Source organism: Feifania hominis (assembly GCF_014384765.1).
Lineage (GTDB): Bacteria > Bacillota > Clostridia > Oscillospirales > Feifaniaceae > Feifania > Feifania hominis.
The window spans coordinates 13741-33869 of sequence record NZ_JACRSP010000006.1; the positions used below are offsets into that span (position 1 = coordinate 13741).

Here is a 20129-nt window from a genome sequence, read left to right on the forward strand (position 1 = left end):
TCATCTAAATTCATTGGGATTACTGTTCCAATCAGACCATGATTCCAAATAATAACTGTGCCCTTTTGGGGATTGTTTACCGACGGTAAATACACAAATCGGTTTGACCCATTTTTAATCTGTTCTCCATTTCGCGACGCATCCAGAAGGGCTTTTGTTAGGTTCTCAGCCCCCTCTGCCGTATACGAGAAATCGGATGGGGCTCGCCCAATGTCTACCCAAGTTCCGGGTCGTAGGGAATCATCCAGTTTTTCACAGTATTATTTTCATAATAGTCAATCGACAGGGAGCCATTTAGATAAATTGTTTCTCCAACATTTGCGTTACCGGTAAGGTCATCTACAATGATTCGGTCAGCAAGCCCTTTGATTTCACAAATGAGAACATTTTCCGCCGCTCTTTCAAGCACTTTTCCCCTGGCTTCAATATACGGTGATTCCCATTTTTGAACATATTCCATGCCTTTTGAAGTCTCAAACGGTTTGCAAAGATCGGCCCATTGAATATAAAACTCCGAATCAATGATCTCGCCTTCGTGGCCGTATAGTCTCGGCGAAGTGTTCAACTCGAGCATCTCTACCAAATCAACACAATAGACACTCTGTGTCTCCAAATCTCTCAAGCACGCCCGAACTTCCGCTCCAAATTCATCCTTGAGCTCAACATGTTCTACCAGTAATCTGCGCACTTTATTTCCCTCCCTGCCTGTGTTTTTCCCGTACCAATCTGATCACCATTCAACCCAAGAAAACACTTTCCCTCAATGTCTACCCGAGTTCTGGGTCATAGGGAATATCCCACTTTTCCGGCAGACCATGTTCACTATAATCAATCGACAGTGACCCCCATATATAAATGGTATCGCCGACTTCTCCATCATAGTGCATGTCGTCCACAATGATACGACTGGAAAGTCCTTTTATTTCGCAAACTAAAGTATACTTTGACGCTATAGCAAGCACTTTAGCTTTTGCGTAAATTCCAGGGCCTTTTCCACATACGTAATCCACATTTTCAGGTGTTTGAAATGGTTCACACAATTCAGACCATTCAATAAAAAGCTCTGTTGTTATTACTTCATTCTCACAAAGTCGATGTTTCCCATCTGAATTTGGGTAATCAAGCACCCCCACGCGAAATCTGCTTCCCGTATGCAAATCTATCAAGTCTGCAAAAGATCTGTCGTCATCAGAAATGTCGGTATTCATTACAAACATCTTACGCATGGTATCCACCCCTATCTATCATACTGTTTATAAAATTTATCTTTTGTTATTGGTATGACGGTTCCCAGTTGATCTCCATTCCAGATAACGGCGATTCCAATATTGGGGTGGCTCATTGAGGGATAGTGCACAAAGCGACTACCGCCTTTTTAATCTGTTCCCCGCTTCCCGCATCCAGCAGAGCTTTTGCCAAGTTCTGAACCTCCTCTACTGTAAACGAGAAATCGGATGGATCTCATCTAACATCTACCCAAGTTCCGGGTCGTAGGGGATCGTCCACTGGTCAAGATTATGGTGTTCATGATAGTCAATAGAAAGCGATCCTGCTACATAGATGGTTTCTCCCACCTTGTCTGTGTACACCAGGTCATCTACAACAATTCGATCAGCAAGCCCTTTGATTTCACAAATAAGAGTATCCTTTGCCGCTACAGCCAGCACCTTTGCCTTTGCCCAGATTCCAACTCCCCGCTGTATATAGTCCACATCATCCGGCACATCAAAGGGCTCACAGAAATCTGCCCATTCAACATACAACTCCGTATCAATGATATCACCCTCATGGCCAAATAGTCTGGGGTTTTTGTTCAGACTTAAAAACTCTACCACACCGACACAATAGCTCCGCCCGGTCTTCAAATCCACCAGGTCAGCCTTGGCTCTTACATCGAAATCATCCTCAGGCTCCACATGTTGCACCAGCATCTTGCGCATCTTATTTCCCTCCCTGATTTTTATATCTGTAAAATTCATCTAAATCCATTGGGATTGCTGTTCCAATCTGATCATTGTTCCAAATAATAACTGTGCCTTTATTTGGATTGTCTGCCGACGGAAAATACACAAAACGGTTTGAGCCCCTTTTAATTTGCTTCCCGCTTCGCGACGCATCCAGAAGGGCTTTTGTCAAATTCTCAAAGCCCTCTACCGTAAACGAGAAATCAGAAGGGTCTCTCCCAAGCCGCTTAGCAATTGACACCAGCCTGCGGGAATCCTCTTTCTGATACTTTCCCAAAAAATGCGTCACACCCTGGTTTTTCCCATCCCGGTTTGTTCCCCAGTATTTGGAATAGCGCGAGTGCAGAATGTCCTCTTCTTTCAAAGCGGGCTGTTCTTCTGCTCCCATTGTATCAAAATCGTCCATGCCGTCAAGAGCGATTCTGTCTCTGCCCGCTCCGCCTCCGCGGCTTTCGCCGCCCGCGCCTGTGCGCTCCATACCAGCTGGCAGGTTCGTGTAATCTTCCGCTGTGCGCTCCTGTATGATCCGCGACTGCGGGCCGCTGTATCCATCTGCGCGCCCGGCGCCGCCTGCGCGGCTCATCCCGCCGCCGCCCGTTCGCGCAGGGCTGTCCGAGATCGTTGACAGTCCGCTCCTATTTACCGCTGTGTCGTTTGAGAGAGCCTTTTCCAGCTGTTCCAAATAGGCCCTCGTCGTATCCGGCAGACGCCAATCCGGCGACTGTTGCCGCAGATATTGCCTGCTGTGCAAATCTTCGCCCTCGTATTTGGGCAGCGTTCTCTCAAACTGGCCGCCCGGCGTCTGAGCGCCGCCCGAAGACTTCCCACCCGGCCACGAGATATGCGGCAGTCGCCACTTTGGCAGAGGCAGCGGCAGCGGGACCGGCAGAGGCAATCCTCCAGTGCCCCGCTCGGAGTCACCAGGGAAAATGCGCCGATTATTCCGGTCATCTCTTCCGGCGCCGCCGTTTCCCGCGCTGCCGCCTCCTCCTCGTGCAGGCAGTCCCCTTGCAAAATATTCGGGCTGCCAGTCTTCCTCCTGCGTTGGTGTCCTCCCGCTCGCAAAATACGGCGGCTGCCAGTCCTCCTCCACCGTGGGACTGCCTGCACTGCGCTGTCCAGCGGTTGTATCAAAGCCCGTCGCAAAATAACTGGGCTGCCAATCCGCCAGACCGTCTTCCTGTTTTTTCTTTGTCATCTTCATCCCCCTGCTCCACAAGAAAAGGCAGGGCGCTCACGCGCTCTGCCTTTTGGTGTTCTGTTGGTTCATCCGTGCCCGTAGCGATCTCAGCGGCGGCTTGCTTCACCGCATCGAATGGGATAGTGCGGCGCTGAAAACCAGTGTAAATACTCGTCGTGACACCTTTTAAAATGCTCTTTCAGCTCCCCGTTGTCATCCAGCGAAATCGCTTTTTTTGTCTGCATATTAACCGCCCTGATCGGAATAAGCCTGTCAAGCGTCCTGAGATCCTCGAGCAGGATATCCACCGTATTCTCGTGGTTTGGCTTTGCAATCTGTATCTGCACCGACTCACGATCTTCATAGGGCCTATCCGGCCTCAGAAGATCGGCAACCGATTTGCCCGCTTCCCGCCTATGTCTTTCATGCTCCATCAGCTTACGCAATTCGTTGCGCAAAGCGATCTCAATGATGCCCCACTCACAGATTTTTTCAAGATACTGATCGGTACAGCTCTCTCCAACAGGCTGATAGCCCATGTCGTTCCAGTAAGAGAACAACTGCTCTCTGTCAATCATTCGGGTAGGCTCTATTTTGATTCGGTATGCTTCCAATCCCATGTGTTTTTCCTCCTCTTCCTGGCAAAGCCTCTTTCCAATTGGGCAACCCGATAGGGCCTGATTGATCTACTACTAAGATTTTAACTGGTATTCCGGTCAATTGGCTGGCAGCAAATCTGTGGTGTCCATCCTGAATATAAAAGCCTTTGCCAGGCACAAAGTAAACTTCTACCGGTGGAATGTCAACACCCGCTTCCAGCATTTCTCTGTAGTCATCCACTCGGTCAAGATCAATCCAATCCTGTGCGTCAACTCAATACGTCTTAACGTCCTGCTCTGGATACATATCACTCATTTTACCACATTATCCCTATGTATCCCACCGTCAGATTTTCTCCACAGCGGTCTCACCGCCCAGTCCAATCAGCCGGAGGTACTGCTCCCTGCCGCAGCGCGGGCAGTAGAGGATCTGCGCCCGCCAGACAGCGCCGTCGCGCTCCTGCGCGGGGGCGGGGCGGATCATCAGCTCACAGAGCCGGTGTCTGTCACAGTAGTAAGTCAATTCGCCACCCCCATCATCTCAGTCGGAAGCGCCGCCGCGGCCTGCTGCCCGGCTGCCTGCTGCGGCATGCCCGCGGACGCTTCGGGCGTACCTGCGCCCGCGCCCGTCGCGGCGGCTGCCTGCGTCGGTGTCGCGCCGGTATCCGCGCTCTCCCCGGCCGGAGCCTGTGCCCCGGTGCCGGACGAGCCCGCGCCCATGGCCTTGGTCAGCTCAATGAGCTTGCTCGCCGCAAGCTCGCCCTGTTTGGCCTTGTCCTCGAGCTGGGCGGTTCCGGCGCGCTTCTGTATGATCTCCCGGAGCTTCTCTCTCGGAATGCTCGCGTCGTCGTCGAGCGCCTCGACGAACTCCTCAAACGTGATGGCGCCCATCGTCAAAAGCTGCGTCAGCCCGGACTCCTGCGCGAGCTTGCTGTAGGGGTTGTTCGGCGAAACGTCCACACGCACGTCGGGGCGCATGTCGCGAAGTTCCTTTGCGGGCACTTTTTCGCGGGTCTCTTTGCTGTCTTCCCCGTCGTAGATGAGCTCAACGCCGTTCGGGTTGTAAGCCAGCCACATGTCCACCCAGATGAGCGCCACATCCTCCACCCACTGGCGAAACGCCGAGACCTGCATGTTGACGCTCAGTGTCTTCGCGTCGCGCGCCGCGTTGATCGCCGCGCCCGAGGCGAGCTCGGGGTTGACGTTTTCCAGGCTGTCGCCCGCGCCCGAGAGCTCGCGGGTGAGCTGTGCGAGCTCCTGCCAGATGCTCTTGGCATGGGGCGAGATGTTCGCCGGCTGCAAATATGCCACCACATTGCCAATGCCCTGACCCGTCATATCGCGAACGGCAATGTTGCTGTCCGGGTAGCTGAGCTTTTTGACGTCGTCCGGCGAGAGCGCCCCCTCCTGATACACCTTGTGCGGAAAGGCCGAGGCCTTGACCGCGCTCTCAAAGCGGTAGAGGTTCTTGTTGACGGAGATCTGGTTTGGAATCTTGTCCCAGATGTCGCCCACACCCCGCGCCGAGCCTTTCTTCGGCTTCCATGAGTACTGCGCAATGGGGTAGAGCGTCAGCCCCTCAATCCGCGTCGCCGGGTGATACAAAACGTTCTTCGTCGTCTTGGCAAACCAGACCTCGCCGTCCTGCTTCCAGAGCTTCATCACCGAGATGAGCTTGCGGTCGTTTGCCACCTCGCGCTTGATGCCAAGCTGGCCGGTGGTGTCATCATCCGAAACAATGCGGCCGATCTCCTCCTGCGCAAGGCCGTTTTCGCGCGCCTCGCGGCGCACCTGGTCAACATACCGCCGCTGAATGATGAGCAGATACGGCTGCTCCTGAATGTCCGGGTTGTTCTCATCGCCGAACATGATGTTGGTGCAGTCCAAAAGCTCCATTTTGAGCTCATCCCCGCCGTCGTAAAACCAGGCGAAGCTGTCGCCGCTCACAAAGGCATTCTGCAGAATGTCCCACTGGTAGCGGTCGAGCTTGACACGCTCCCAGGTCTTGGCTGCAAAGCGGCTCAGACGCTCACAGAGCTTCAGTCTGCGCGAGCGCTGCTCGTCGTTTCCCTCAAAGTTCATCGAGGTATAGCGAATGGACATGGTATTCTGGCCGACCAGCGCCGTGGAGTTCTTCATGATGGGCTGCAGGATGTTCAGCTGTGCCGGGCGCTCATCTCCCGACTTGAGCCCGTGCCACTGGTCGCCCTCCACCATGCGAAAGCACTCGTCCACCCGGCTGTAGTAGCCGTCTGCGTTCAGGTAGTCCAGACCCTTTTGATATTCGTTCCAGATGTCGTCGCAGTGCACTCCGCTCAGCTCGTCCTCGCGTGCTCCGCTCCCTCCGCCCAGCTGACTGCCGGGCATCCGTCCACTCCGCCGCTCGTCCTCTCCCCACAAAGCCTGCGGGCTTTGCGGGGGCCCCCCATTGCCGTCACGCAGTGACCCGTTACGCAGGGGGCCTGTTTTTTTCTTTTTCATTCTACATCCTCCTCGTCCTCGTGCGCTCCGCTCGTCCTTTTCCCCAGCGAAACTGCGGTTTCGCCGGGGGCCCCATTGCCGTCACGCAGTGACCCGCCCCGCAAGGGGCCTGCCTGTTGCTTTTTTCTCATTCTACATCCTCCTGTTTCCTGCCGGTACCATAGTTCTCAATATTGTCATGTATCGCTCTGGCTCGCGCCTCGTCGCAGTGCGCTCCGCTCAGCTGCGTCGGCTGATCGCCGGCTTCGTTCGCTGCGCGACTGCTCCTCCCCAACGGAACCGCGGTTCTGTTGGGTGTTCCATAAAATAGGGGCCTCGGCCCAATATTCAGCTCCCGTCTCACACGGCGCCCGGCGTGATACCCCAGCGCAAACGCAAAAAAAGCTGCCCCCGGCAGCAGAATACACAAAATCAAAAAGCCAATTTCAAACATGTTGTCTCTCCTTTCACTGTATGAAAAAGAGCGCTCCCCCCGAGGGGTGCGCTCCAGTCCATTTTTAGTTGCTTTATTCGGCCTGTTCAGGGCGTGTCAGCCTGCTCAAGGCGCAGACTGCCCACCTCAAACGCTCCGCCGCGGTACTTCACCTCACCGCGCAGCGCGGCCGCATACTCCAGAACGCTGCTCGGCCACTCGGTCTGCATGCAGGCGACCGGCTGTTCAACCGTCATGGTGCCGTCCTCCTCAAGCCGAAAGCGCAGCGAATCGGCGGGCCCAACCTCAAATTCCCACTCCCAGATCGGCTTTTCCTCGCCGCAATCCGCACTCCCGGAAAAGTCGATCTCGGCCGTGATCTCCTGCCCGTCTCGGCGGGTCGTCAGCGTGCGAACCGCCGAACCCTCCTCGCCGGGCAGCGCCGTCACGCTCAGCTCACCGCCCCGCTGAAAGACCCTGTAATACCCCACGGAATTCAGATGAGCCGCCAGCGTCAGCGACTCGCCGTCCCGCTCCAGCATCCAGAGCTGGCTGTACTGCGGTACCCCGTCCATGCCCCAGGCGGCATACTCGTTTTCCCCGTCGCCGTCGTAGTCATGGCACTCCATTTGAAACATCTTCCAGTGGGGTTCTCCGTGCTCAATCTCCGGCAGATAGCTCACCGTCCGGCCGCAGACCGCCGCCACGCCGCGCTCTTCAAACACCGCATAAAAGCTGACCTCTCCGTCATCGTACAGCAGCGGCAGCTTTGTCTGGCGCATCCGCCCGTCGAGTGTAACATCGAACACGCGTCCCGGTTCATTTTCCCCGGCACGCAGAAGCTCACCCGCCGCCTGCTCAATCACAAGCGCATCACCGCGCTGCGCCGAACAGCCGCCAAGTGCGAGCGCTACCGCCATTGTCAACGCAAACAGCCTCAATCCCCTTGGCAAATCCGTCAGCTCCTAACCAATGTATTTAAAAAAAACATGATTACCGATCGTAATAGGCTCTTCAATCGGCTTATCCGCATAGGTTCTCCGGTCCGGATCATAGTGATTATAAAACTGGTTTTTTGTCCGATACTGCGTATAAGTAGAAATGGGACTTTTATACTGTTCAGCCAATACGCCGTCTAAAATATCATCGGCAAGTTCGAGCGCATTCTTCCATCCTTCGCTGTCATAGTCAATATAAAAAGACTGCACATTACCACCTTCGCCGCTGAGCGCGGTAAATTGTCCCGGTTCAGACACGATATCCCAGTAGTTCTTCTTTGTATAATTTTTCTCAGCCGGATTGTGATAGTTCTTTCGATTATAAATTGTAAATGCTACCGGGAGCTGCTGATCCGCATGTGTCTGTTCGCCATAGATGGTACGAGCGATCAATTCTCTTATATCAAAGACATTATTCATAAGATATTCTCTTCGCTCGCTCGGCTCCATACTTTCAAATTTGCCACTTCCAGGTTCGCCCAGAATATTTTTTGAATATTGCTCTTTGGTTACCAGCTGCTCATTTTTGCGGCGTTCATTCATATTGTACTGCTCGGAACCATCTGTCGACATACCGCCCGGTCGATACTGCTCCGACCAGTCTGTGGACATGCCGCCCCTGTCAACCCAGCCTGTATTCGTACTGTCGTCAAACCCGGCAGGCTCCTTTTGAGTGCTTAAGAGAGCATCTCTCCAAACACCCCTGCCAACAGGATTCTTTTGATTTGTGTTGCGCCCATTTTTTACTATTTTATCATAAAATTCATTATTCGCCATCTTATTTTCTCCTGTTTCCGTATTAACCACTTTTTATATCGCTTCAATCTTTTCTCTTCCCACCGGTTCGTCCGGCTTGAAGATGGAAAACGCATAGTGCGGCTCCGGCAGCGGAACCTCCGCCGGCCGCGGCCTGCCCGCGAGAAAGTATCGCAGCGCATCCGGCCCGTGGGTGTGCTCGTGCGGCTCGTCCGCCACATCATTTGGGTTGTGTTCATCGTGCTGCAGCGCCGGCAGACATCGAATCAGATTCGTACACCCCTCGAATATGTGAAGCCGGGCGGTCTTCTTCCCGTCCATGCCCACGACCGGCTTGAGCCATTCCTTGAGATTGTACCAGCCCTGTACCCGGTTGTTGTCCGCCTTTGTCAAAAACACGCCCTGCTCCGCGAACAGCTCCGCCGCGCTCTTGCCTGTCTCCTGCCGCCGGTTCCACAAATCCGGCGGCGCAAAAAAAGCGTCGATGTCCTCCCCCTCGTTCCGCTCCCGTATCGCCTTTGCCGCGTCTGAGATAATGAGACCGCTGCGGTACAGCTCACGGTACACCCACGCATCGCCGCGCTCGTCCACCGCGATGCAGTAGCCCGCCAGCATGTCGAGCCCGTAGTCCATCGTGAAGTACCGCCGCCACCCCTCGGGAATCGCAAAGCCCTTACACACATGAAGCTCTCTGGAAAACTCCGGGAAGTACTGCCCCGCGAACACATCCCAGTCGCCGTCGAGCCACGCCCTGCGCAAGTCCTCCGGCAGAGCCTCCAGCATCTGCACATACCCCGGGTCACGCTCCAGCAGCGCTTTGTTGTCGTAGACTCTGGCCGGAATAAATGTGTAGTCCTCCGGGTTTTCTCCCGGCCCATACTGCCGGTCGATGAAGAGACGCCTGACCCACTCGTGCCCTACCCCTCCCGGGTTGCAGGTCAGGTAGAAGCGCTTGGGAAATTCATTTGCCCCGCGCAGACAGGCCGTCAGCGTGTCAAACTGGTACTTGGTGAAATGGGTCGCCTCATCCATGAAAATGGCGTCAAACTCCTGTCCCTGAAACTGGTTGACGTCGCTCTCGCTGTCGCAGTACCCAAAGCGGATTCGGCTCCCGTTCGGGAATAAAAACGCCTTTTCCGTCTCCTTGTATTTCGCCACACCCCCAAGCTCGCTCATCATGGGCAGAATGTGATTCTCCCGCAGCTCGGGGTAGGTCTTGCGCAAAATGAGAAGCCGAATGCCCGCGTAGCGCACAGCCATGAGCTTTGCCTTCTGTCTCACAGCCCAGCTCTTGCCGCCGCCGCGCGCCCCGCCATATGCCACAAACCGTGTGCGCGCCCGAAGAAAGAGAAGCTGCTTCTCGTTTGGCTGCTCTATGATTTTGACCACATTGACCCTCCAGCAATTAGTTGATGTTCGTTTTTAACTGTGACCACTTAAAAACGAACCGCTGAACTGCTAAGTTCAGCCTGCGCCTGTCGACTTGGCTTCACAAAGCATTTCATGCGTGTTTCTCATTTGGTTGTTCGATAATCTTGACCACATTGACTCTCCCCAAGTTGCCCCGCCGCAGGCGGCTGCCCCACCGCAGGCGGTTGTCGCGCCGCAGGCGCTCATTCCGCCAGCTCCCGGGCCTCTGCGCCGAGCACGAACTGTACCACCGCGTCAAGCTCGCCGTCAATGGGCTGTGGCGATTTGCCGTATACGCGGTTGAGAACTTCCTTTGCCGCATCCAGGCGCATGCTGTAGCTTGCCTCTTCGCTGGTGATGGTCTCAACAAGCAGCTGCGCCGCCTGTACCGTCGCGCCTTTCAAAATTGTCTTGACCTCGTCAGGCACTTTCGGCCTGCCGCCCGGGTTGCCGGACTCACCCTTTACAAAGCGTCCCCGTCTGTCCCGCTGTGCCATTGGCTCACCTCCATAAAAAAGCCGCTCTTCTCAGAGCGGCCTTCCTGCTGTATTTCTTTCCAGTTTATATCTTACCACAGGTCCATACTTACATTCTATTACCTCTTTTACCCCTGCGCATATCCTACTTCAAATAGGGCCTGAGCATCTCAATCTCATCATCCAGTGTCACATCTTCCTCATGATGCCATGGGCAACGGTTAAACTCGGCAATCCAGTTCCGGTCTCCCATCAAAAGCGACTTCCAGTAGTTTTGAAGCGTTAGTGCTTGAAGTATCAACGCATCCCGAATATCATCATCGATATATCGAACTTTTGATCTCTCTCGGTCTGCGCAGGATAATGCAATCAAATTGACAATGTCTCTGCGGTGATACTTTCCGTTGGAACCTTTTTTATAATAATAGAGCTTCACATAATCAAAGGTATAAAACTTCAGCACAAAGTCCTTTCCCACCAGTAAAAACGGGTTCCCCTGACGATAGTCTCGCTGCTCCAGATAGACCAGCTTCAGCCCAAACTTTTCCGCCAGCGGCCGGTAATACTCCTCGATAATGTCGTAGTACCTGTTTTTCATTTCCATTCGTCCCATTCTTCCAGCGCTCTGTTGTTTTCTAATGCAGATAGGGCTTCAGTATCTTAATCATATCCTGGTCGATCTCCACCCGTTCAGAATTCCACCGGCAGCGCTTGAATTCTGCAATCCAGTGCCGATCTCCCATCAACAGCGACTTCCAATAGTTTTGAAGTGTCAGTGCATGTAATATCAAAAATCTTTCAATTCTTTTGCTGTCATCTAAATCTCTGCTGACTTTAGCGCGTTCTCGATTCGTGCAGGAAAGTGCAATTAAATCATCAATCTCTCTGCGATGATAATCCCCATTTTCATTTTTTCGTAGTAATACATATAGACAAAATCAAAGGTGTAAAAATAGATTACAAAATCTTTTCCCACTAACAAAAACGGGTTCCCCTCGCGCGGATCCTGTTCCTCGAGATAAACCAGCTTCAGCCCGAACTCCTCTGCCAGAGGGCGATAATATTCCTCGATAATATCGTAGTATTCGTTTTTCATCATTACCCTACCCCCTCCGGCTGACCCTGCTGCGGTCTTACTTCAAGTAAGGCCGCAGCATCTCAATCTCTTCATCCAGCGTCACATCTTTCTCATGGTGCCATGGGCAGCGGTTAAACTCGGCAATCCAGTTCCGGTCGCCCATCAAAAGCGACTTCCAGTAGTTCTCCAGTGTCAGCGCATGTAAAATCAGCGATTTGCCCAGATTATCGTCGTTGTTTCTAAAAATTTGAGTTCTCTCTCGATCTGTGCAGGACAATGCAATTAAGTCGTCAATCTCTCTCCAATGATATTTTCCGTTTTCTTCTTTGGTGTAGTAATGAATGTAGACAAAATCATATGTGCTAAAACGCAGCACAAAGTCCTTTCCCACCAACAAAAACGGATTCCCTATTCTGTAATCCCACTGATCGAGATAGACCAGCTTCAACCCAAACTTTTCCGCCAGCGGCCGGTAATACTCCTCGATAATATCCTGATACTTATTTTTCATCCTTTTCACCATTCGTCCCATTCTTCCAGTGCGCTTTTGTATACTAATGCAGATAGGGCTTCAGTATCTTAATCATATCCTGGTCGATCTCCACCCGTTCAGAATTCCACCGGCAACGCTTGAATTCTGCTATCCAGTGCCGATCTCCCATCAAGAGTGACTTCCAATAGTTTTGAAGTGTCAGTGCATGTAATATCAGAAATCTTTCAATTCTTTTGCTGTCATCTAAATTTCTGCTGACTTTAGCGCGTTCTCGATTCGTGCAGGAAAGTGCAATCAAATTTGCAATATCTCTCCGATGATAATCCCCGTTTTCATTTTTTTCATAGTAATACATGTAGACAAAATCGAAAGTGTAAAAATAGATTACAAAATCTTTTCCCACTAACAAAAACGGGTTCCCCTCGCGCGGATCCTGCTCCTCGAGATAGACCAGTTTCAGCCCAAACTCCTCCGCCAGAGGGCGATAATATTCCTCGATAATATCGTAGTATTCGTTTTTCATTTTTACCTCCTAATTTTTTACAAGACAGTGTGTTTCAAAATCGTATCTGTAGTCATGCTTTTTTATCAATAGATCATATTCTTTACCAAAGCCTGTAAGCTCATATTCCAGTGTGTCTTGATTAAATTGATATCGATGCTCAAAAGTCGGTGGCGTCACCAACAAAATGGTGTCCCCGCGCTCCATTGCCTCCATCAAAAAGGGAATGTTGTAATCTTCAAAAAAAGTATTTCTGTTATATCCGAGCGGAACATTCAAAATATTGAAGCTCCCCTCGTTTGGCCCGAAGTCTGTCGTCTCGGGATAACCCAGCTCTTTGATGATATATTTTATATCGTCATCATACCGCCCCAAAATCGTAGTCGTCTTTCCCGGCGTTGCCTTGATCTTAACGCCCGTAGTCGGCATATATGTGAGCTCTGTCTTCCTCGGCTTTCCGCTCACACTCAGTGTATCATCCCACGACCGCGTGTCAAGCCCCAGCGCGCTGAAGTACTCGTTGAGCCCGTCATACTCCTCGATCATCTGGCTGTAATCCACTGTGCCGGGCGTGAGTTCTTTGAGATAGCTGTCATAGAGCGCGTCCATCTCCGCGGGTGTGCTCGCATTCTTGAAATACACAATGTCCGGCGGCTTCACTGTCCCTGCGCGCCGCCGGCCGCGGAAATACCCGCCGCCGAGCTCCACGCCTGCCAGCGCCATGTCGAACGCAAGCCTGCCCATCACATCGCCCAGAATCTCGTTGGCTTTCTTTCCCTCCTGTACGCCGCCCAGAATAATGCCCGGCAGCTCCGCGCCGAGCCAGACGCCCTGCCTGACCGCCTCGTTGACCGCGTTCTCTGCCAGCTTCCGCTTGAGCGGGTCTGTAATGCCGCCGATCAGCTTCTGCACGACCGGCAGACCGAACGCCTTCTCCCCCAGAGACGACGACGCCCACCCAAGAGCCTGCCCCTTGGCATATTCGCCGACCAATGAGCCGATTGTCCATCCCTCCGGGCTGTATTTTTTCATCAGGCTCTCGTCATGCCGGTTGCGCGCGCGATCCTCCTCATCAAAAATCAGTGTGTTGGAATCAAACGGCAAAAGATGCTTGAACGCCGCGTAGACGCCTGTCGAAAAAGGATTTACCACATCGTACTTGTAAAAATAGAGATCCATCAGCTCCAGACGTTCCTGCTGAAGCTCTTTCATTCTCTGCGGATCCTGAGTGGTCATCAGCTCGGCGTCAATCTGGTTGAAACGCCGCTGCATGTCCTCAAAGGCCGTGTGCTCCTCCCTGTCATAGGCGCCCTTGACCCCCTTGTAGATCTGCTGCCAGTAGTCGCTCATCTGCGTAAGATACGCCTCGTCCTGCTGCATGGCAAAATAGCGGGTGTCCTCCGGCGAATACCCCTTGACGGTCAGATGCCGGTTCATCTTGTCCCGTACCCTGAAGAGCGCGTCGTCGTAAAAGCGGTATCGGTCGCGGGCCTCGATCATGGTGTCGGTCGAGCTCTTGCCCGCCTGATCCAGATTCATCGCCACGCCAAAACTGTTGACAGCGTCCGTTGAGGCGTGCGTCCCCGCGGGCTCGCTCAAATTCACAGCGTCGCTGTTGCCAAGGCCATACTGGCCCGCCTGGCGAAACGGGGTGTCCTTTCGGTACTGCTCACGGTAGGCCCGCGTTGCCTGCTCGCGCTGCCGCGCACCCGCAAGATCGGTCCCGAGCGGGTCGCTGTCCGCCTGGGCCAATCCCGCGTTCACCCGCCCCGCGCGAATGGCGTCTGCGGCTTTCCACTTCGTGGCGGGCGCGGCAAAGCCCGGCAGCCCCTGTCTCGCCGCCGGGCTGTTGCCGCTCTTCACCGTGCCGGCCGCCTGCCCGGTGCGCGCCGCGCCTCCTGCGCCGGTCCCGCTTTGTACAATCTGCGCCATATTTCCCGCGGCCTTACTCACAGCCTGTGCCGTCTGCGCCGCCTGTCGGCGCGCCTCGCGCTCGCTCTGCTCCAGCTGCGCCCGGTATCGCTTCAGCGCCGCCTCCTCTTCCTGTGCCGTCGCCCAATCGGTCGGCATTCCCGTTGCCGCTCTCCTCCTTATGCTCATCGGCAGCTTGCGCCGCCGTCATTCCCGTCGGCATCAGGGCCCCTCCCTCACTGCCCCTGCGCGATGCCGTATTTGCCCAGACGGGGCGGCAAGCCTCTCGGCCGCCGCCCCGTTCTTTCTCAGTATGCATCATACCACAGGTCGATACTTACATTCTATTACCTCTTTTGCCGCCGGCGCCGTCCGCGCCGTCTGCCCTCTCCCGCCGGAATGCGCCGTTTTCCCCGGCGGGCCCCGTAGGGGCCCGCCCTCTTATCCTGTCCTCCCGTCTCTCCCTGCTCCGTCTGTCCTCGCGCGCGCGAAAGAGATATTCTTGTTTTGTTTTGTCTAGTTTATTTAATGTTCCCGCCTACCGCCCGGTTTGTGCCCGCATTGTGCCCGGTTTGCGCCCGGTTTGTGTCCCGAAACCGAGGCGATTTTGGGGCACAGCGTTCCCCGCCGTCCACTTTTCCACAGACTTTTCCACAAAAAAACAGACGCCCAACAGGCGTCTGTTTTTCTGTTTTTGTCCTATCCCATCCGCGCGCGGCGCCGGTCCTCGATGATGCGGGCGGCGCGTGCAATCCGCCGGCTCAAAAAGAGAAACATGCGGTGAGAGATATAGCACAGCGGCAGATAGAAAAAGGCGTTTCGCGTGAAGAGACTGCCGAGCATGAAGAAGTCGCCAAAGAGCAGAAAGGTCAGCGAAAAGACGACTGCCAGCGCGCTGATGAGCGCAATGTCCAGCGGCTTGAGCGGCCTTGCCACCTGTATGAGCAGACAGAAGCCCACCAGCCCCGTCAGCAGAACGTTCATCGTCGAGGTCTCCGCCTGGGTCAGGCCGAAGCTCGCCCCCGCGAGCTCCACCACCAGAACGTTGAATACCACCACCAGCGCCGCCGGCAGAGAGTTCTCCAGCACATTTGCCAGAAACCGGCCCTGCGGCTTCTCATAGTTGCCCCGCAGCGCCAGAAAGAACGAGGGCACGCCCACTGTCAGCGCGCTGATGGGCGTCATCTGCAGCGGCGCAAAGGGATACGGCGAGGGAATGAAGATGTAGAGCAGCGACAGAAGCGTCGAGTAGATGGTCTTGACCAGATACATGCTCGCCACATTTTCAATGTTGTTGATCACCCGGCGCCCCTCGCGCAGCACGTCCACCATGGCGGCGAAGTTGGAGCTCATCAGCACAAAGTCGCAGGCGCCGCGCGCCGCGTCGCTGCCGCCGATCATCGCCACCGAGCAGTCGGCCTCCTTCATCGCGAGCACATCGTTGACGCCGTCGCCGGTCATGCAGACCGTGTGACCCGCATCCTTGAGCGCGGCGATGAGCGCGCGCTTCTGCTCGGGCGTCACGCGGCCGAATACGGTGTTTTCGCGCGCCACAGCCGCAAGATCGCTCCCCTCGGGCAAAGCCGACATGTCAACGTAGCGCTCAGCCCCCTCAATGCCGGCCCTGCGCGCAATGGTCGAGACCGTGAGCGCGTCGTCGCCCGAGATGACCTTGAGCGTCACACCCTGCCCGCTGAAAAAGCGGAAAGTGTCGGCCGCCTCCGGGCGGATGGTGTCGCTTAAAATGAGAAGCGCCGCCGCCTGCAAGTCGTCCGGCAGACCGTCCTCGGGCAGAGGCCCGTTCGATTTTGCCAGACACAAAACGCGCAGGCCCCGCGCCGCGTACTCGTCGATGGTCGGCCGAATCAGCTCGAGCGCGTCCGCGTCGAGCACAAAGCCCGGCGCGCCGAGTACGCAGCAGCCATGCCCCTCAAACCCGGCCGCGCTCCACTTGCGCGCCGAGGAAAACGGCACGCGCGCCGAAACCGGCCAGAGCGGCGACAGCGAAAAGGCCGCGCGCAGAGCCGTTGCCGTCGCGTTGTCGTCCGACAGGGCGCCCATGAGCGCCGCCGTCAGCTCGCCCGCCTGCTCGGCGGTGGTGCCGCCGAGCGCAATGAGCTCTTCAAATTCGAGTGTGCCGTCGGTGATGGTGCCCGTCTTGTCGAGACAGAGCACATCCACCCGCGCCAGCGTCTCAATGCTCGGCAGTGACTGCACAAGCGCCTTTTTGCTCGCGAGCTTGAGCGCGCCCACCGTCAGCGTCACGCCGGTGAGAAGAATCAGCCCCTCCGGGATCATGCCGATCATGGCTGCGGTCGTGCCGAGCACCGAGGTGACAAGCTCGCCCGAGCCCGTGTACTGCGTGTAGAAGAGAAGCGCACCGAGCGGCAGAATGGCAATGGTGAGCGCCCGGATGATGTTGTCAAGCGTGCGCTTGAGCGGGGTCTTGTTCTTCTTTTCGCGCCGCGCGGCCACCGTGAGGGTGCCCGCATAGCTGTCGCGGCCCACCGCCGTCACATGGATGCGGCCCTGCCCGGCCGCCGCAAAGCTGCCCGAGAGCACCCGGTCGCCCGGATGTTTTGCGATGTTGTCCGCCTCGCCCGTCAGAAGCGACTCGTTGACCTCGAGCCCCTCGCCCGTCAGCAGCTCGCCGTCGGCGCAGATCTGGCCGCCCGCGGCAACCAGCAGCACATCGTCGAGCACGACCTCGTCCTGGTCGACCGTGAGCTGTCTGCCGTCGCGAATGACCGTCGCCTTTCCCCTCGCGAGTACCGACAGGCGGTCGAGCGTGCGCTTGGCGCGCAGCTCCTGCACAATGCCCATGAGGGTGTTGCCTACCGCAATGAAGAAGAAGAGGGCATTTTTGGGGTGCCCGACCAGTGTGACCGCCAGCGCCAGCAGAAGATTGATGAAATTGAACAGCGTGAAGACATTTTTGAAGACAATGTTTCCCACCGACGGCGTGATGCCCTCGGGCGGCGCGTTGTGGGCGCCGCAGTCCATGCGCCGCTGTGCCTGCTCACTGCTCAAGCCCACCGCCGGGTCGGGTGTCAGCCGCTCAAAATCCATGTGCGTTGTCGACTCTGTCCTGTCTTTCACGTCTCGCCGTTCCTCTCTTTTAAGCCCTTTTTTCTATCATAAATCAAAACAGAGCCCGATACAAGCCGAAGCCTCAAACCGTAAGAAAATAGACAGGGCGTACAGACCCCTCACGCCGGAGAAATCTGCCGTCCCTCTCCTCTTCCAACACCTCTGCCGGGGCAGCTGCTCCCTGTCATCCCCTATCGCTCCCAGCGTCCCGTTCATAACCGGCAGGGCGATATCATTCCACAGCGCAGCTCTGTCCCGTGCCTCTTCGGCGGAATAGCCCTGCTTGCGCAGTTCCCATTCCATCTGGCTCACATAGGATTTTTCACCCATGATCTGGTCATCGGCAAAGCGCTCCATGGCGCTTGCGGCGCTGGTGCTGGTGAAGCTCAGGCCTGCTGCGTAATTTCAACGTTATATGCCAAAAGAGAAGAGAGCGGCAAAGCCGCTCTCTTCTCCTATAACTTTTCGCCATGAGAATTTTTTATTTCTTTAGGGTAATTATGATAGTTTACTTCTATTAAATCTTCTCGGCTAAATGATTGACTGATACTTTTTATTACTTTTAAAACTCTCATTGCACAAGCATAGTACTCTTCATATTCATCATCTGTCCCATCATTATCCGTTTCATAGCATGTATCAATTTGAGCTTCAATAATATCTCCACTAGGAAAAGTTAAAGTATAAATCTCGTTTTGATTGCTACTGGCAGACAAAAATAATTTTTCCATAACTTCTTTTTCTTTATTAGAAAAAAACATTAATTACCTCCTATTGGTTGTGCGGGAATAATATGTGTTCCTGTCTTTGAATAATGTATTATCCCCACTGTTGTATCAACAGCCTCCCCTGTTATGGGGTTGACATATTGGCCTATCACTCTTCCAAAATTTATACGCTCCTTGTTTACACCAATCCAGCTTCCCGAGCCCGCAAATTCATTCACTAATTTTTGCGCATCTTCTACAGTTCCGTTAAATATACTTCTTCCCTGTATATAATTACGATTGCCAACAATATGTTTTCCCTGTTTACCTGAGTTAACCGTTGTAGTAAATCCGTGGGTGCTTTTGCTGCTCTCTCCATTCATTATACCATCAGGTTTATTCTGTGCAAGGTGGTTCTGGTCCGTTTGGCTCTGTTGGTCTTGCAGGTTCTGGTTCTGCTGAATCTGGTTGAGCTGGTCATCGAGAGCAATGGTCTGGGCATATTTGCCCCGCAGCCCCGCTATCGTTATCAGCCCTATCGAGGTCACCACCGACCCTATCGCTCCCAGCGTCCCGTTCATAGCCGGCAGGGCGATATAATTCCACAGCGCAGCTCTGTCCCGTGCCTCTTCGGTAGAATAGCCCTGCTTGCGCAGTTCTCGTCCCATTGTCCTGCACCCTAAAAGAGAAAAGAGAGCAGCTTCGCTGCTCTCTTTTCTCTCATTTTATGTTTCTCTTTTTTCTCCTGTATCTATTCTATATTAATTATCGTACTGAAATTTCTGATACAGCAGCTGAGCTTTCTTGTATGCTTTTTCTACTACTGCCTCATTTGTTGTTTTCAAAAGCCATTGCTTAGCTTCAAAAAAATGAAACCCAAATTTCTTCTCATAATACTCCAAAAACGTATACGCTTTTTCCACGATATTATGTGTATTAACTGTTTCAGGTTTGCTAATTTTCTGCCAATCATTAAAAACAGCTTTATCGGCGGGCTGTCCATCCTCCCATAATTCTGGAGAAATTGCTCCTAAAAATCCTCCCAAATCATCTGTCTTACACTGATTATAGCCTTCATCTAAAATATAGAAAAAAATTAAGAATGATTGCATCGTTTTCATCTTTTCTCCTTCTCATTGCTCTTTTAATCCTGTATATGGATTCCATGGTTTTGATGTCTCATTAATTCCGCCCTCAAAAATGTTCCCGTTTCTTGATTCTACCCAAACTTCTTTGCCATTTTCTAAAGTTTTTGTATACCACTCATTTCCATATTTATCTGTTCCACGAAAATTTTCTGCATTATTGGCCACATCTTCTAACAATGCTCTATTTTCCGGTGTGTCAGGAATATGTCCTACCGCATCTCTAAAAATATGTCCTGTGGTAGAATTATTGTTAGGGATCTTATTTGCTTTTCTACTGCTCTCCCCATTCATTATACCATCGCCAGGATTGAGTGCAAGGTGGTTCTGTCCTTGTTGGTCTTGCGGGTCTTGCGGGCTCTGGTCCTGCAGGTTCTGATTCTGTTGAATCTGGCCATACTGGTCATCGAGAGCAATGGTCTGGGCATATTTGCCCCGCAGCCCCGCTATCGTTATCAGCCCTATCGAAGTTGCCACAGACCCCATCGCTCCCAGCGTCCCGTTCATAGCCGGCAGGGCGATATGATTCCACAGCGCAGCTCTGTCCCGTGCCTCTTCGGCGGAATAGCCCTGCTTGCGCAGCTCCTGTTCCATCTGGCTCACATAGGATTTTTCACCCATGATCTGGTCATCAGCAAAGCGCTCCATGGCGCTTGCGGCGCTGGTGCTGGTGAAGCTCAGGCCTGCCTGTTTGAGAATGCCGCCGAGCATCCCTTGAAACTCCAGCTGGCTGGCTGCGTCTGTGAGCTTACCGAGTTGTCCGAAAGGTATCGCATTGGTTATGGTTTCGACCAGAAAGCCGGTAGAGGCCCCCAACAATACCTGTTCGGGAGTACCGCCGCGCCCGGCGATCTCATGGGCAGTTTGCGCGGCGTTTTTGCTGGAGAAGATCACATTTGCCGCTGCGGGGCCGCCCACGGCAAAGCC

Annotated in this window: 24 protein-coding genes; all 24 read right to left on the bottom strand. The window is 53.9% G+C overall.

What is annotated here, in order from left to right; genetic code table 11:
• Positions 1–214: 214 nt before the first annotated feature.
• Positions 215–688: a hypothetical protein gene (locus H8695_RS11115; RefSeq protein WP_249301720.1), complete on the bottom strand. Its 474-nt coding sequence runs from the start codon at positions 686–688 to the stop codon at positions 215–217.
• 79 nt (positions 689–767) lie between these two features.
• Positions 768–1226 carry a hypothetical protein gene (locus H8695_RS11120; RefSeq protein WP_249301722.1) on the bottom strand — a complete coding sequence of 153 codons (459 nt, stop codon included), beginning with the start codon at positions 1224–1226 and terminating at the stop codon, positions 768–770.
• A 246-nt stretch (positions 1227–1472) separates the two neighbouring features.
• Positions 1473–1940 (bottom strand): hypothetical protein, encoded by a 468-nt coding sequence (locus H8695_RS11125; protein ID WP_249301724.1) that lies wholly within the window; start codon positions 1938–1940, stop codon positions 1473–1475.
• Position 1941: 1 nt separating this feature from the next.
• A complete protein-coding gene (locus tag H8695_RS11130) occupies positions 1942–3162 on the bottom strand; it encodes a hypothetical protein (protein ID WP_249301725.1) in 1221 nt (406 codons plus the stop codon).
• 89 nt (positions 3163–3251) lie between these two features.
• Entirely contained in the window at positions 3252–3722 is a 471-nt protein-coding gene (locus H8695_RS11135) for a hypothetical protein (RefSeq protein WP_249301728.1), read from the bottom strand.
• On the bottom strand, positions 3715–3984 hold the full coding sequence (locus H8695_RS11140) for a ParB N-terminal domain-containing protein (RefSeq protein WP_249301730.1): 270 nt from the start codon (positions 3982–3984) through the stop codon (positions 3715–3717). The genes H8695_RS11135 and H8695_RS11140 overlap by 8 nt, the downstream gene beginning before the upstream one ends.
• 105 nt (positions 3985–4089) lie before the next feature.
• Positions 4090–4266 (bottom strand): endonuclease Q family protein, encoded by a 177-nt coding sequence (locus H8695_RS11145; protein WP_249301732.1) that lies wholly within the window; start codon positions 4264–4266, stop codon positions 4090–4092.
• Positions 4263–6110: a portal protein gene (locus tag H8695_RS11150; protein ID WP_249301734.1), complete on the bottom strand. Its 1848-nt coding sequence runs from the start codon at positions 6108–6110 to the stop codon at positions 4263–4265. Before H8695_RS11150 ends, H8695_RS11145 begins: the two co-directional genes overlap by 4 nt.
• 241 nt (positions 6111–6351) lie before the next feature.
• Positions 6352–6657: a hypothetical protein gene (locus H8695_RS11155; protein ID WP_249301735.1), complete on the bottom strand. Its 306-nt coding sequence runs from the start codon at positions 6655–6657 to the stop codon at positions 6352–6354.
• An 86-nt stretch (positions 6658–6743) separates the two neighbouring features.
• The gene (locus H8695_RS11160; protein ID WP_249301737.1) at positions 6744–7556 is read right to left on the bottom strand and encodes a hypothetical protein; all 813 of its coding nucleotides are present in this window, start codon (positions 7554–7556) and stop codon (positions 6744–6746) included.
• Positions 7557–7601: 45 nt separating this feature from the next.
• Positions 7602–8411 carry a cell wall hydrolase gene (locus H8695_RS11165; protein ID WP_249301739.1) on the bottom strand — a complete coding sequence of 270 codons (810 nt, stop codon included), beginning with the start codon at positions 8409–8411 and terminating at the stop codon, positions 7602–7604.
• A gap of 33 nt (positions 8412–8444) precedes the next feature.
• On the bottom strand, positions 8445–9779 hold the full coding sequence (locus H8695_RS11170; RefSeq protein WP_249301741.1) for a phage terminase large subunit: 1335 nt from the start codon (positions 9777–9779) through the stop codon (positions 8445–8447).
• Between the two features lie 224 nt (positions 9780–10003).
• Positions 10004–10297, bottom strand: coding sequence for a DUF5681 domain-containing protein (locus H8695_RS11175; RefSeq protein ID WP_249301743.1), 294 nt, complete (start codon positions 10295–10297; stop codon positions 10004–10006).
• A gap of 124 nt (positions 10298–10421) precedes the next feature.
• On the bottom strand, positions 10422–10889 hold the full coding sequence (locus H8695_RS11180; RefSeq protein ID WP_249301745.1) for a hypothetical protein: 468 nt from the start codon (positions 10887–10889) through the stop codon (positions 10422–10424).
• Positions 10890–11144: 255 nt separating this feature from the next.
• Positions 11145–11375 carry a hypothetical protein gene (locus H8695_RS11185; RefSeq protein WP_249301747.1) on the bottom strand — a complete coding sequence of 77 codons (231 nt, stop codon included), beginning with the start codon at positions 11373–11375 and terminating at the stop codon, positions 11145–11147.
• Between the two features lie 34 nt (positions 11376–11409).
• Complete coding sequence (locus tag H8695_RS11190; protein ID WP_249301749.1) at positions 11410–11886, bottom strand: hypothetical protein; 477 nt, start codon at positions 11884–11886, stop codon at positions 11410–11412.
• A gap of 22 nt (positions 11887–11908) precedes the next feature.
• Entirely contained in the window at positions 11909–12370 is a 462-nt protein-coding gene (locus H8695_RS11195; RefSeq protein WP_249301751.1) for a hypothetical protein, read from the bottom strand.
• Positions 12371–12379: 9 nt separating this feature from the next.
• Positions 12380–14419: a hypothetical protein gene (locus H8695_RS11200; RefSeq protein ID WP_249301758.1), complete on the bottom strand. Its 2040-nt coding sequence runs from the start codon at positions 14417–14419 to the stop codon at positions 12380–12382.
• A 540-nt stretch (positions 14420–14959) separates the two neighbouring features.
• Positions 14960–17359, bottom strand: a complete 2400-nt coding sequence (locus tag H8695_RS11205; RefSeq protein WP_249301760.1) for an HAD-IC family P-type ATPase — start codon at positions 17357–17359, stop codon at positions 14960–14962.
• Positions 17360–17395: 36 nt separating this feature from the next.
• Positions 17396–17707 carry a hypothetical protein gene (locus tag H8695_RS11210; RefSeq protein ID WP_249301762.1) on the bottom strand — a complete coding sequence of 104 codons (312 nt, stop codon included), beginning with the start codon at positions 17705–17707 and terminating at the stop codon, positions 17396–17398.
• 98 nt (positions 17708–17805) lie between these two features.
• Positions 17806–18111 carry a hypothetical protein gene (locus H8695_RS11215; protein WP_249301764.1) on the bottom strand — a complete coding sequence of 102 codons (306 nt, stop codon included), beginning with the start codon at positions 18109–18111 and terminating at the stop codon, positions 17806–17808.
• Positions 18111–18725, bottom strand: a complete 615-nt coding sequence (locus tag H8695_RS11220; RefSeq protein ID WP_249301766.1) for a polymorphic toxin type 50 domain-containing protein — start codon at positions 18723–18725, stop codon at positions 18111–18113. The genes H8695_RS11215 and H8695_RS11220 overlap by 1 nt, the downstream gene beginning before the upstream one ends.
• Before the next feature lie 93 nt (positions 18726–18818).
• Positions 18819–19178: a hypothetical protein gene (locus tag H8695_RS11225; RefSeq protein ID WP_249301768.1), complete on the bottom strand. Its 360-nt coding sequence runs from the start codon at positions 19176–19178 to the stop codon at positions 18819–18821.
• Between the two features lie 12 nt (positions 19179–19190).
• A partial coding sequence (locus tag H8695_RS11230; protein ID WP_249301769.1) for a hypothetical protein occupies positions 19191–20129 on the bottom strand: 939 nt, incomplete at its 5' end.

Bases quoted from the DNA above. Each gene is read 5' to 3' on its own strand.
- H8695_RS11180 (WP_249301745.1), bottom strand. From the start codon at position 10,889: ATGGGACGAATGGAAATGAAAAACAGGTACTACGACATTATCGAGGAG.
- H8695_RS11225 (WP_249301768.1), bottom strand. From the start codon at position 19,178: ATGAAAACGATGCAATCATTCTTAATTTTTTTCTATATTTTAGATGAA.
- H8695_RS11215 (WP_249301764.1), bottom strand. From the start codon at position 18,111: ATGTTTTTTTCTAATAAAGAAAAAGAAGTTATGGAAAAATTATTTTTG.
- H8695_RS11155 (WP_249301735.1), bottom strand. From the start codon at position 6,657: ATGTTTGAAATTGGCTTTTTGATTTTGTGTATTCTGCTGCCGGGGGCA.
- H8695_RS11200 (WP_249301758.1), bottom strand. From the start codon at position 14,419: ATGCCGACCGATTGGGCGACGGCACAGGAAGAGGAGGCGGCGCTGAAG.
- H8695_RS11175 (WP_249301743.1), bottom strand. From the start codon at position 10,297: ATGGCACAGCGGGACAGACGGGGACGCTTTGTAAAGGGTGAGTCCGGC.
- H8695_RS11120 (WP_249301722.1), bottom strand. From the start codon at position 1,226: ATGCGTAAGATGTTTGTAATGAATACCGACATTTCTGATGACGACAGA.
- H8695_RS11135 (WP_249301728.1), bottom strand. From the start codon at position 3,722: ATGATTGACAGAGAGCAGTTGTTCTCTTACTGGAACGACATGGGCTAT.
- H8695_RS11195 (WP_249301751.1), bottom strand. From the start codon at position 12,370: ATGAAAAACGAATACTACGATATTATCGAGGAATATTATCGCCCTCTG.
- H8695_RS11165 (WP_249301739.1), bottom strand. From the start codon at position 8,411: ATGGCGAATAATGAATTTTATGATAAAATAGTAAAAAATGGGCGCAAC.
- H8695_RS11150 (WP_249301734.1), bottom strand. From the start codon at position 6,110: ATGCCCGGCAGTCAGCTGGGCGGAGGGAGCGGAGCACGCGAGGACGAG.
- H8695_RS11160 (WP_249301737.1), bottom strand. From the start codon at position 7,556: ATGGCGGTAGCGCTCGCACTTGGCGGCTGTTCGGCGCAGCGCGGTGAT.
- H8695_RS11190 (WP_249301749.1), bottom strand. From the start codon at position 11,886: ATGGGACGAATGGTGAAAAGGATGAAAAATAAGTATCAGGATATTATC.
- H8695_RS11210 (WP_249301762.1), bottom strand. From the start codon at position 17,707: ATGGAGCGCTTTGCCGATGACCAGATCATGGGTGAAAAATCCTATGTG.
- H8695_RS11130 (WP_249301725.1), bottom strand. From the start codon at position 3,162: ATGACAAAGAAAAAACAGGAAGACGGTCTGGCGGATTGGCAGCCCAGT.
- H8695_RS11125 (WP_249301724.1), bottom strand. From the start codon at position 1,940: ATGCGCAAGATGCTGGTGCAACATGTGGAGCCTGAGGATGATTTCGAT.
- H8695_RS11185 (WP_249301747.1), bottom strand. From the start codon at position 11,375: ATGATGAAAAACGAATACTACGATATTATCGAGGAATATTATCGCCCT.
- H8695_RS11220 (WP_249301766.1), bottom strand. From the start codon at position 18,725: ATGGGACGAGAACTGCGCAAGCAGGGCTATTCTACCGAAGAGGCACGG.